The following is an 11,878-nucleotide window of genomic DNA, read 5'->3' on the forward strand; positions in this document are numbered from 1 at the left end:
TGCCGCCTGCTCAGGGCAGGGCGTAAGCGACGAGTTCATCGCCAATCGGCGTTTCCATGAAATGGTGGCCGCCGGCCATGATCACGAGATACTGCTTGCCGCCGATCTCATAGGTCATCGGCGTTGCCTGGCCGCCGGCCGGCAGCACATCCGTCCACAGGGTCTTGCCCGTCTTCATGTCGATGGCGCGGATGAGATTATCGGTGGTGGCTGCGACGAAGATCACACCGCCTGCCGTGATCACTGCGCCGCCATTGTTGGGCGTGCCGATGGTGACAGGCAACATGGAGGGAATGCCGAAGGGCCCGTTGGTGCGCGCTTCACCCAGCGGCCGGTCCCACAGCGTCTTGCCGGTCTTGAGGTCGATGGCGCGGATACCGCCATAAGGCGGCTGCTTGCACAGCAGCCCGGTGAAAGGCAGGCGCCAGCCCGCGTTCACATCAATGGCATAGGGCGTGCCGGCCTGCGGATCGCCCGCGCCTTCCGCGCCGCCGAGAGCGCCCCTGGCTTCACCACGCGGCTTCCAGCCCTTGGCATCGGCCTCCTTGCGCGGAACAAGCCGGTTGTAGTTGGGCATGTCGTTATAATTGGCGATGATCACACCCCGGCCAGGATCGACAGCAATGCCGCCCCAGTCCGAACCGCCGTTATAACCCGGATACTCGACCCAATGCCGATCGGTGGTCGGCGGGGTGAAGATGCCGTCATAACTCGCCCGGCGGAACTCGATGCGGCACACCATCTGGTCGATCGGCGACATGCCCCACATGTCCTTCTCGGTCAGATCCGGTTTGGCCAGTGTGTGATAGAGGCTGAAAGGCTGGGTGGGGGAGCGTTCTCCCGGCTCCACGCCGCCATGCGGCACCTCGCGCTCCTCTACCCCCACCAGCGGTTTGCCGGTGCGGCGGTCGAGCACGAAGATATCGCCGCGTTTGCTCGGCAGCAGCAGCGCGGGCACGGTGCCGGTATCGGTGGGATAATCGACAAGCGTTGCCTGCGAGCCAAGATCGTAGTCCCAGACGTCATTATGCACGGTCTGGAAATGCCAGGCGGGTTTGCCGCTCCGGACATCAATGGCAACCAGCGAGGTTGCGAATTTTTTCTCTACATCCGAGCGGCTGCCGCTCCAGTAATCGACGGCGGAAACACCCAGCGGCAGATAGACGAGGCCCAGTTCTTCATCACCTGACGCAGCCGTCCACATGTTGGGCGTGCCGCGAGTATAGATATCATCGCCCTGCGGCACACCCGTCAGGTCGGGCTTCGCCATGTCCCAGGCCCATTTGAGCTCGCCGGTTGCCGCGTCATACCCCTGGATGACACCCGAGGGGGCGTTACGCTTCTGTCCATCCAGCACTTGATGGCCAGTGATCACCACACCCTGCACGATGGTGGGAGCGGCGGTGATGGAATACATGCCCGGGGCATTCTCGCCGATGCCGAGCGCGGTATTGACGCTGCCATCCTCACCAAAATCGGCGCAGGGGCGGCCATCCTTTGCATCCACGGCAATCAGCCTGGCATCCAGCGTACCCTCGATGATGCGATTGGCACAGGCTGTGGCGGCCGGGTCGGCGCCCGGCATGGAATAATAGGCGACGCCGCGGCAAGCTGCCGTATAGGGGATAAACTCGTCCGAGACGCTGGGATTATAGCGCCACTTCTCCTTGCCGCTTTTGGCATCAAGCGCGATCAGAATGTTTTTGGGTGTGCAGAGGTAAAGGCTGTCACCAATCTTGAGCGGCGTGTTCTCGGCACCGTACATGTCCCGGGTTTGGTTGTTCGGCAGATCCTGAGTGTGGAAAACCCAGGCGCGCTTCAACTGGCTGACATTTTGCGGCGTGATCTGGTCAAGCGGCGAATAGCGCCGGGCGCTGTAGGTGCCGCCATAAGCAGGCCAGTCGGTGCCGGTCCTGGCGGGGGAAGGATCGACCATCGCCGCATCAGACGGGCCGGGAATCGCCGCAGGCGGTGGGTTCTTCTGCAGATGACCGACGCCGAAACCGACGACAATCGCGATGATGATACTGCCGGCGGCACCGGAAAGCGCCGCGCGCGGCGCCAGATAAAGCGGCCGCAGGCGCGGCGCGGCAAGGATGACAAGAACCAGCAGCACGAAAGGCGCAACGAGGCGGGGCACCAGCGCCCAGCCATTGAGCCCGGCTTCCCAGAACGCCCAGATGAGTGTTGCGAGGAAAACAGCGCAATAAACCCAGGCGCCGGCAACATGGCGACGAAAGAGAAAATAGCCGGAAACCAGCAAGCCAAGGCCTGCCAGCACATAGTAGGGCGATCCGCCGAGGCTGACGAGCCAGCCGCCACCGACGGCCAGCACCAGGCCGATAAGGGCCAGTACGATGCCAAGCAGCATGGTGGCGCCATCCGCAATGCGGGTGCGCAGGAGGGTGGGTTCATCAGCCATCAGAAACGGTCCCTTGTTCAGTCGACCTGATGACTCCTCAACACCCCCCTTGCGTGATCGTTCCGTAGTTTTGCCCCGGTTCCGGCATAGTCGGGGTCAACCGGATCGTCACTTTTCATACCTGACATCAATGGGTTGGCTGATGTTTCGCTTCGTTTTGACGCAGGGGCCCTGCCACAATTCACCCGTGAAGAACACACAAGATGGCATTCACGCCGTCGGCACGGTGCCGCCATCGATGGTAATTTCGGTACCGGTAATGGCGGCGGCGAGGGGGCTCACAAGGAAAGCAATCAGGTCTGCGACCTCCTGCGGCCTGGCAGGCCGCCCAAGCGGGATGCCGCCAAGTGCCTGCATGATCAACTGCTTGCCGCCCTCATAATCCGTGCCTGCTTCCGCAGCGAGCCGCTCGGCAAGGCCAACCGCCGCTTCAGTCTCGATCCAGCCGGGGGAGACCCGCAGCACTCGCACGCCCTTGGGCGTTACTTCCTTCGACAGGCTCTTGCTGTAAGTAGAAAGCGCGGCCTTGGCCGCAGCATAGGCCGTGGTCGATTGCGGCAACGGCAAGACATGCTGGATGGAGGTGACATGCAGGATAACGCCGGCCCCTTGCGCCAGCATGCCCGGCAGTATCGTCCGGTCCAGCCGGACGGCGGCCATCAGGTTGAGATCAAGCTCGCGCTGCCAGATATCATCATCAAGCGCCGCAAAACCGCCGGGCGGGGCGGAGGAGCCACCCAGGACATTGACGAGGATATCGATGCCGCCGAACTGCTCCCTGGCCGCGGTTGCAATCGCCGCACAGCCGGCGGCCGTCGTGGCATCGGCCGCCAGATAATGCAGGCCGGCAGGCTGCATCCCGGGCAGACTGCGCGCAACGGCCAGCACCCGGGCGCCTTGCGCCGCCAGCGCGGCCGCGACAGCAGCACCGGTTCCCCGCGTTCCGCCTGTCACAAGGACACGGCGGCCGGCAAGGCCAAGATCGAAACGGGCCTGGGGCATGGGGGGAAGATCAAGCGGCATCCTGTTTCCTTCTGGCGCTAGGGGCAGGCTAGACCGGAACCTCTCCGGTATCGCCCGCACTCCTCATGAATTGCCTGATGCCCGGGATGCGCTTACGCTTACAAAATGACAAGAACGCACGAAAAAGTTGGGTACTTACCAGAAAGTAAGCCTCATGGCTTTACGCGAGAAACGGCTGCCGAAGGGGTGGAGCAGGCGCTCAAGCTGCTGGAAGGCCGCTGGAAGCTGGTCATCCTCTTCCATCTCTTCGGCGGCAATGTGTTGCGCTTTTCCGATCTGGAGCGCGCCATCCCCGGCATCTCGCAAAAGATGCTGATCCAGCAGCTCAGGCAGATGGAGAGTGACGGGATCGTGCACCGCACCGTCTATCCGCAGGTGCCGCCCAAAGTGGAATATCGCCTCACCGACTGGGGGCAGGCCCTGTGTCCGGCGCTGGATGCGCTGCTGACATGGGCCGCACAACGCCCGTCCGCTCCTTTGGACGAGAAGGCCAGCTGACGAGCCCGCCTTTCTCCTCCGCCGGCATTAGCTTGCATCACTTCCGCGCCGCCGGGGCGTTGTCGGCAAAGGCCGGGATGGCTTCGAGATTGGCGACCACCTCGGCAATGGTCGGCCACTCGGCAAGAGCAAGACCGGCGCGCCGGGCACTGATCGCCTGAGGAAAGAGGAAGATGTCGGCAAGCGTCGGCTGATCATCAAGGGCGAGCGGGCCGCGGCGATGACTGGCGATCAGCTTTTCCGCCGCGCCCAGACCTTCCGCGATCCAGTGGCGGCACCAGCTGCCAATAGCCTCGCCATCGGCGGCAAAGCGGGCGCCAAGCTGCAGGGCAACCCGGGGCGTCAGCAGCGGGTGCGTATCCGCGCCTATGGCGAGGGCAATGGCACGGGCATGTGCCCGTTCTTCCGGCCGCGCCGGCAGCAGGGCCGGTTCGGGACGCAGCTCGTCCAGATATTCGATGATGGCAAGCGACTGGGTGATGAGCTCGCCGCCTTCCGTTGCCAGTGCCGGCACCAGCCCCTGCGGGTTGATGGCACGGTAGGCGCCCTGGCGGCTCTCGGCTTCCGCTCCCAGAATACCGACCGGTACCGTTTCCACCTTGAGGTCTTTGAGGGCGAGGGCAACGCGCACCCGCGATGTGGCGGATGAAATTTCATTCAGATAGAGCTTCATGACCGGGCTCCGGAAGAGAGGGTTCAGGGCACGAGCAGGCGGGCGAGGGATACCGCGCCGGCAAGCGGCGAGGGTTCACGCGAAGCGGGCTCGTAAACGCAGGGCGCGGCGAGGACGGCGGCCCCCAGCAGGCCGGCAATGATGAGTTTCATCGGAAAATCTCCCGAGGGGAGGGGGAGAGACGGGCGGCGGCAGGGACTCCCCGCCGACCGCCTCCTCGCGGAGGGTCCGGGTTCACACCTTGAGGATGAACTCGACCGCGATATTGCCGGATGTTGCCCTGGAATAGGGGCAGGTCGCATGGGCTTCGACAACCAGCTCTCCGGCCACATCCTCAGGCAGGCCCGGCAGGTTGACGGTGAGGCGCGCGCCCAGCAGATAGCCGCCCGCATTGGTGCCAAGATCGACCTCGGCATCGACCGACAGGTCCTTCGGCAGCTTCAGCTTGCGCTTTGCCGCGGCAAGGCCGATGGCGCCGATGAAACAGGCGGACCAGCCGGCGGCAAAAAGCTGCTCGGGGTTAGTGCCGGGGCGGTTGCTGCCCGGGGAGGAAAGCTTGAGATTGAGCTCGCCATCGTTGCTGCGGGCCACGCCGTCACGCCCGCCGGTGGTGTGCGTCCTGCCGGTGTAGAGAACCTTGTCGATCTTCGTCATCTGTCATCACTCCTGGCAGCGGCCCGTGCTGCCGCCCTTGCTGATGGAGTGAGTTTTAGGCGCCTGTTGTATCGCGCCTGTTTCACCGCAGGGCCGATTTGTCTCAGACTGTAGCAAGAGCCGTGTGGCACACAGTGACTGACAGAAAAGCCGGCGTTCAGGGCAGGCGGATCTCCGCCGCCAGACCTCCACCCTCGCGGTTATAAAGCCTGAGGCGGCCGCCAAGGGCCGCTGTCAGCTGCTGGGCGATGGCAAGGCCAAGGCCGCTGCCGCCGGTCTCGCGGTTGCGCGATCCTTCCAGCCGGAAGAAGGGCTGCATTGCGGCCTCCAGCTGGGTGTCCGGGATACCGGGCCCGCGATCCATGACCGTCAGCACGATGCCGGCGGAGCCGCGCTCGACGGCAAGTTCGGCAGCACCGGCAAATTTCAGCGCATTGTCGAGAAGATTGCTGAGGATGCGCCGCAGCGCATGCGGGCGGGTATAGGCGGTGCCGTTGACAAGCGACACGAGGCTGACTGGCCGGCCGGTATCCTGGTAGTCGTAACAAAGGCTCTCGATGAAGGAGGCAAGGTCGATGCGGGCCGGTTTTTCCGCATTGCCATGGGCGCTGCGCGCATAGGCGATGCCGTCCTGCACCAGCCGCTCGATCTCTCCCAGATCAGAGAGAAGCTTGGTTTTTTCCGGACTGTCATCGGCGAGGTCGGCGCGCAGGCGCATGCGGGCGAGCGGCGTTTGCAGGTCATGGCTGATGGCCGCCAGAATTTGCACCCGCTCTTCCAGATAATGGGCAATGCGGCCCTGCATGGCATTGAAGGCACGCGCGGCATGGGCAACCTCGCTCGGACCGCTTTCACTCATCGGGCCGCTCTTTCGGGTCGGGTCCAGCGCGTCGGCGGCGGCGGCAAGATGGCCGAGCGGGCGGATCGCCTGCCTTACGGCAAGCCAGGTGCAGGCGATGATCAGCAGCATCTGCACGGCAAAGACATAAGGCAGCCACTCGGCAACCGGCATCACCCCGCGCGGCGTGATGTCGATGGTAAGCGGCGCGCCATCGCTGAGAGTGAGGTGGGCCTGATAACGCTGTTCTTCCCCCGGTATCATCTCGATGCGCAGCGGGAATTGAGGGCCGGCGGCATCTTCAAGTTTGGCGCCGATCTCGGCCGCCTTGTCCGACGTTGCCGGCACCCCGGCTTCTCCCGGCCCCAGCACGAACCGGTAGTTGCCCCGGCTCAGGCGATCCAGCAGCGGCGCCCGCTGCGAAGGCGGCAGCCGGTCGAGCACGGCAATGGAGGTGGCAACATCATTTTCCAGCGTGCCCAGCATCACCGCCTTGGCGGACATGTAGCGCTCGGCATAAAGCACGCTGAAGGAAAGCCCGTAGGCAACGGCAAGACCCGCCAGCAGAATAAGGAAGATGCGCGCGCGCAGGGTGCCGGGCCACAGGCGCAGCCGCGAGGAGGGGGTAAGGGCAACCTCCAGCGTACCGGAAAGGCTCATCGCTTTTCCTCCACAATCTCGACCGGCACGGAGAGCACATAACCTTCGCTGCGCACCGTCTTGATATAGGTGGGTTCGCGCGCATCATCGCCAAGGCGCTGGCGTACACGGCTTACCAGCAGGTCGATGGAGCGGTCGAAATACTCGGCGTCCCGCCCCTGGGTAAGGTTAAGCAGCTGGTCGCGGCTCAGCACACGCTGCGGATGATCGATGAAAACGCGCAGCAGCCGGTATTCCGCGCCGCTGAGCGCGACCTCGGTGCCCTCCCTGTCGATCAGATGGCGCGCAACGGTGTCGAGCCGCCATTCGCCAAAGGCCAGCAGCTGCCCGGCCTCACTGATCTGCAGGTTGGGCGGCAGTGCGCGGGTGCGGCGCAGGACGGCCTTGATGCGGGCCAGCAGCTCGCGCGCGGAAAATGGTTTGGCGAGATAATCGTCCGCCCCCATTTCAAGGCCGATGATGCGGTCCATCTCGTCGCTGCGCGCCGTCAGCATCAGGATGGGGGTCGCCTTGTGTTTTCCGGCCCGCAATTCACGGCAAAGCACCAGCCCGTCATCACCCGGCATCATGATGTCGAGTGCGATCAGATCGACGGTATTGGCTTCCAGAAAGGCGCGCATCTGGCGCCCGTCGGCAGCAATGGAAGCCCGCAGCCCGTTTTTGGTGAGGTAAGTCGACACCAACTCGCGGATCTCCCGGTCGTCATCGACGATCAGGATATGGTCGACATGTTCCATCTGCGCCTTCCCTGAAAGCAGCTTCGGGGCAGGTGGTTTCCTGATCCGCCCACCCCGGTTTCAAACCGCTGATATGAAATCGAGTTTAGCCGGATCAAGCCATCCGGTCAGCGGCGATTACGGCCTCGGCAAACGCCTTTGGCGCTTCCTGCGGCAGGTTATGGCCAATGCCTCCGGAGATCGTGCGGTGCTGGTAGGGGCCGGAGAATTTCTTCGCATAACTGCCCGGCTCGGGATGCGGCGCCCCATTGGCATTGCCTTCCATGGTGATGGTCGGCACCTGGATGAGCGGGGCGGAGGCAAGCTGCTTTTCAAAAGCAGCAAACTTCTCTTCCCCCTCGGCAAGGCCGAGACGCCAGCGGTAATTATGGATGGTGATGGCCACATGATCGGGATTGTCGAGCGCGGCGGCCGAGCGGGCAAAGGTTGCATCGTCGAACTTCCACTGTGGGGAGGCGAGCTGCCAGATCAGGCGGGCGAACTCCTTGCGATTGGCGGCATAACCTTCCTGGCCGCGCTCGGTGGCGAAATAGAACTGGTACCACCATGAAAGCTCGGCCTTGGGGGGCAGGGGCTTGCGACCCGCCTCCTGGCTGCCGATGAGGTAGCCACTGACGGAGACCATCGCCTTGCAGCGCTCCGGCCAGAGCGCGGCCATGATGTTGACGGTGCGGGCGCCCCAGTCAAACCCGGCAAGCAGCGCCTGCCTGATCTTGAGCGCATCCATCAGCGCGATCATGTCCACCGCAATCGCTGCCTGTTCGCCGTTGCGCGGCGTATCGGCGGAAAGAAAGCTGGTCGGGCCATAACCACGCAGATAGGGCACGATCACCCGGTAGCCAGCGTCCGCCAGTTGCGGGGCGACATCGACGAAACTGTAGATGTCATAAGGCCAGCCATGCACCAGCAGGACGACCGGGCCATACGCCGGGCCGGCTTCGGCATAGGCCACATTGAGGGCGCCGGCCTTCACCTGCTTCAGCGGTGCAAAAGCCGTATTGCCAAGGCTGCCGGTACCGGCTGCGCTTTCGGCGTGTGCCGCGCGCACCAGGCCGAGCTCCGTTGCCGCCACGGCAGCGGCGGCAACACCACAGAACAGGCGCCGGCCGCGGTTGATTTCTTCAGCCATTTTTCTCTCCAGTCATCGGGTTTTCCCGGGGGGTTTTCCGGGGATTTGCCCGGGGCGGATGCGGCGAGGGGCTGCCGTCCGTCGATAGGGCCGATCAAACCGCCGGCATGTATCGGCGGTATGTCCCGGGCAGGGAGAATTGCATGGGCATGTAAGCCCGGCTGGTCTTGATACATTCCGGTACAAAGCAGGATGGCGTGTGAAGAAGATCGTTCAAGTTTTTGAAAGTTAATAATTTTTTACTGCCCTCTGGCGCCCGTTGTGTCGCTTTGTAGTCGCCGGGCGTCTTGTTACAGGCAGATACAGTTTGGCCGACTTGCCGACACATTCGGGATACCTCGGCCCTGTCAGATGCGCCTCATCCGACGACCCGGCCGGCATCCACGCCGGCCTTTCGCAAGGAAGAGATGATGACGCTTCTGATCTTCAAACCTTTCACGGCCCCCGGAAAACGTCGGCGCCGGCTGCTGGGCGCCACGGCGCTCGCGGGCGCAGTCATAGTAGCCGCCGGGTTCGGCGCCAGCCTGCTGACAGGGATTTCCTATGCCGGTACGGCGGGTCCGGCGGGCCTGACAACGGCGACAACAGGCGGCAGGCCGTTCCGCAGCAGCCTGCCGGACGAAGGCCGGGCGCCGGCTTTCGATGGAGCTGCCGACTGGCTCAACTCAAGGCCCCTCAGCCTTGAGAGCCTGCGGGGTAAGGTCGTGCTGGTCAATTTCTGGACCTATTCCTGCATCAACTCCATTCGCGCCATCCCCTACACGCGGGCCTGGGCAGAAAAATATGCCGCCGACGGACTGGTGGTACTGGGCGTGCACGCACCGGAATTTTCTTTCGAGAAGAACACCGACAATGTGAAGAAGGCGCTCGCCGACTTCGACATCCGTTACCCGGTTGCCATTGATAACGACTACCGGGTCTGGAATGCCTTCGATAACAATTCTTGGCCGGCCTTCTACCTGATCGATGCCCAGGGGCATGTGCGGTATCACCATTTCGGCGAGGGTGATTATCGCCGCACCGAACGGGCGATCCAGGACCTGCTGCACGAGGCCGGCAGCAGCCCGGCGGCGGATACTGTCGTCAACCCGGCGGCGCGCGGCACCGAGGTCGCCGCCGACATTGACGAAATTCGTTCGGACGAGACCTATCTCGGCTACCGGCAGGCAACAGATTTCGCCTCGCCGCAGGGACTGCGGAGCGATGCCACCCAGACGTACACGCTGCCGATGCTGCGGCTTAACCAGTGGGGCCTCTCCGGCACCTGGCTGGCAGGAGCGGAGGCCATCACTTCAGGCCCGGCCGGCGGCAGCATCGCCTACCGTTTCAGCGCCCGCGACCTGCATCTGGTCCTCGGCCCGGGTATCGGCGCCGGCCCGGTGCATTTCCAGGTGACGCTTGATGGCAAGGCACCCGGAAAGAACCACGGCACCGATACCGATGCCGAAGGCTTCGGCACGATCACCGACACCCGGCTTTACCAGCTGGTGCGGCAGGCGGGCCCCGTCGGCGCCCATACCTTTGAAATCCGCTTCACCGACCCCGGGGCGAAAGCTTTTGCCTTCACCTTTGGCTGATCCCTCCCGGCGGGGTCCCTGTGTCGTCCCCGCAATCCAGTCCCCTCTCCATCCAGAGTGAAAGAAAGGTTTTAAAGATGACCAGACACATCCTTGGCGCGGCCGCGCTCGCCCTGTTTACGGCCACGGCCGGCTTCAACGCCCATGCCGCCGGCATCCACAATATCGTCATCGTGCATGGCGCGCTTGCCGATGGATCCGGCTGGCGCCGGACGACCGAGCTGCTTGAAAAGCAGGGCTTCAATGTCACCGTGGTGCAGGAGCCGATCACCTCGCTGGAGGATGATGTGGCGGCGACAAACCGCGTGATCGATCTGCAGGCAGGGCCGGTGCTGCTGGTCGGCCACAGCTATGGCGGCATGGTCATCACCGATGCCGGCAACAATCCGAAGGTCGCGGGCCTCGTCTATATCGCCGCATTCGAACCGGCAAAGGGCGAAAGCCTGATCGATCTTGCCAGTTCGAAGCCGCCGGCCGGCAACAGCGTCAAGGAAACGAAGGACGGCAAATATCTCTATCTCGACCCGGCAGCCTTCGCCGCGGACTTTGCCGCCGACGCCCCGAAGGACGTGACCGCCTTCATGGCAAAGTCACAGGTTTTCGCCGCCAAGGAAGCCTTCGTGACCAAGGCCGGGAACCCGGCCTGGGCCGCCAAGAAGAGCTGGGCGGTGGTCGCTACCCATGACCGCTCTATCAACCCGGACCTGGAGCGGGAGATGGCCAGCCGCGCCGGCAGCAAGGTCACGGAGATCAGCTCCAGCCACGCCGTCTTTCTTGCCCATGCCGGGCAGGTGGCCGGCGTGATCGAGGCCGCTGCCCGTGAGGCCGGCAACTAAGGGCCTTCAGAAGTAGGAGGGATACCGGGCGATGATCTGGCTGACCTGCGAGAGTGTTCCGGAAAGATGCTCCCGCACGGCGGTTTCCGCAGCAGCCAGATCCCCCGCCTCGATCGCGTCCAGTATCTTCTTGTGATAGTGCAGGATGTTAGCGGGTTTGCCCGGATCCGGCAGATTCAGATTTCTCAACCGGTCGATATGCCCCGAGCGGGCGGTGACCAGTTTCCAGAGGTTGGAAACGCCGGCCGCTTCGCACAGCTGCTGGTGAAACAGCCGGTCAAACCGGGCAAAACGCTCCAGATCGCCCCCTGCGAAGGCGGCTTCCTGCTGCGCATATACCTGCCGGGCCCCTGCAGCATGTTTCTTGTCGGGGTTAAGGGCGAGGCGCCGCGTTACCTCAAGCTCGACGGAAAGGCGCAGGAACTGGGTTTCACGCGCTTGCTCGACATCGATCTTGGAAACAGCCGTTTTTGACTGCGGATGAATGACCAGAAGCCCTTCTTCCTCGAGCTTCATCATCGCATCGCGGACCGGGGTCTGGCTGACCTCGTAAAAATCGGCAATCTCGGCCCGGGACAGATGCTGGCCGGGCACAAATTCCAGTGCGACGATACGTTCGCGCAGGGCTTCACGGATCTGCTGGCTAACCGAAATGCGCCGGATTTCGGCACCCGGACGAAGCCCGCCCGAGGGCCCCTCAATATCGGCCAGCCTTGCGCCTCCAAGGCTCATAAACCTGCTCTCCCAGCAATCAGCGAATGCAACCGTTGCCGGGCATTCTACAACAGCGTTGACGTCGATACACTAATATATTAGTTCTCCAGTTGAACG

At 63.4% G+C, this 11,878-nt stretch carries 11 protein-coding genes and 1 pseudogene; 3 read left to right on the plus strand and 9 right to left on the minus strand.

Going from position 1 to position 11,878, the window contains the following annotated elements; translation table 11 throughout:
* Positions 1-10: 10 nt before the first annotated feature.
* A complete protein-coding gene (locus QTL98_RS21865; RefSeq protein ID WP_445682266.1) occupies positions 11-2,422 on the minus strand; it encodes a membrane-bound PQQ-dependent dehydrogenase, glucose/quinate/shikimate family in 2,412 nt (803 codons plus the stop codon).
* A gap of 210 nt (positions 2,423-2,632) precedes the next feature.
* Entirely contained in the window at positions 2,633-3,445 is an 813-nt protein-coding gene (locus QTL98_RS21870; RefSeq protein ID WP_445682267.1) for an SDR family oxidoreductase, read from the minus strand.
* A gap of 105 nt (positions 3,446-3,550) precedes the next feature.
* On the opposite strand from QTL98_RS21870, the gene QTL98_RS21875 reads away from it, so the two are divergent.
* Positions 3,551-3,943 (plus strand): winged helix-turn-helix transcriptional regulator, encoded by a 393-nt coding sequence (locus tag QTL98_RS21875; RefSeq protein ID WP_445682268.1) that lies wholly within the window; start codon positions 3,551-3,553, stop codon positions 3,941-3,943.
* Positions 3,944-3,980: 37 nt separating this feature from the next.
* Here the strand turns inward: QTL98_RS21875 and maiA are convergent, their stop codons facing one another.
* From maiA to QTL98_RS21905, 6 genes are all read right to left on the minus strand, one after another.
* Positions 3,981-4,616 (minus strand): maleylacetoacetate isomerase, encoded by a 636-nt coding sequence (maiA, locus tag QTL98_RS21880; RefSeq protein WP_445682269.1) that lies wholly within the window; start codon positions 4,614-4,616, stop codon positions 3,981-3,983.
* A gap of 23 nt (positions 4,617-4,639) precedes the next feature.
* Positions 4,640-4,768, minus strand: coding sequence for a hypothetical protein (locus tag QTL98_RS21885; protein ID WP_445682270.1), 129 nt, complete (start codon positions 4,766-4,768; stop codon positions 4,640-4,642).
* 82 nt (positions 4,769-4,850) lie between these two features.
* A complete protein-coding gene (locus QTL98_RS21890; RefSeq protein ID WP_445682271.1) occupies positions 4,851-5,270 on the minus strand; it encodes an organic hydroperoxide resistance protein in 420 nt (139 codons plus the stop codon).
* A 157-nt stretch (positions 5,271-5,427) separates the two neighbouring features.
* A complete protein-coding gene (locus tag QTL98_RS21895) occupies positions 5,428-6,768 on the minus strand; it encodes a sensor histidine kinase (protein WP_445682272.1) in 1,341 nt (446 codons plus the stop codon).
* Positions 6,765-7,505, minus strand: a complete 741-nt coding sequence (locus tag QTL98_RS21900) for a response regulator (RefSeq protein ID WP_445682273.1) — start codon at positions 7,503-7,505, stop codon at positions 6,765-6,767. Before QTL98_RS21900 ends, QTL98_RS21895 begins: the two co-directional genes overlap by 4 nt.
* Before the next feature lie 94 nt (positions 7,506-7,599).
* Positions 7,600-8,634, minus strand: a complete 1,035-nt coding sequence (locus QTL98_RS21905; RefSeq protein WP_445682274.1) for an alpha/beta fold hydrolase — start codon at positions 8,632-8,634, stop codon at positions 7,600-7,602.
* Between the two features lie 446 nt (positions 8,635-9,080).
* Between QTL98_RS21905 and QTL98_RS21910 the strand changes: the two are divergent.
* Together QTL98_RS21910 and QTL98_RS21915 are read left to right on the plus strand one after the other, a co-directional pair.
* Positions 9,081-10,211 (plus strand): annotated as a pseudogene (locus QTL98_RS21910) (thioredoxin family protein); the annotation flags it as partial.
* A 77-nt stretch (positions 10,212-10,288) separates the two neighbouring features.
* A complete protein-coding gene (locus QTL98_RS21915; RefSeq protein ID WP_445682275.1) occupies positions 10,289-11,047 on the plus strand; it encodes an alpha/beta fold hydrolase in 759 nt (252 codons plus the stop codon).
* A 6-nt stretch (positions 11,048-11,053) separates the two neighbouring features.
* On the opposite strand, the gene QTL98_RS21920 is transcribed toward QTL98_RS21915, so the two are convergent.
* Entirely contained in the window at positions 11,054-11,779 is a 726-nt protein-coding gene (locus QTL98_RS21920; RefSeq protein ID WP_445682276.1) for a GntR family transcriptional regulator, read from the minus strand.
* Positions 11,780-11,878 lie beyond the last annotated feature (99 nt).

The organism is Radicibacter daui, from assembly GCA_030657355.1.
In the GTDB taxonomy this organism is placed as follows: domain Bacteria; phylum Pseudomonadota; class Alphaproteobacteria; order Radicibacterales; family Radicibacteraceae; genus Radicibacter; species Radicibacter daui.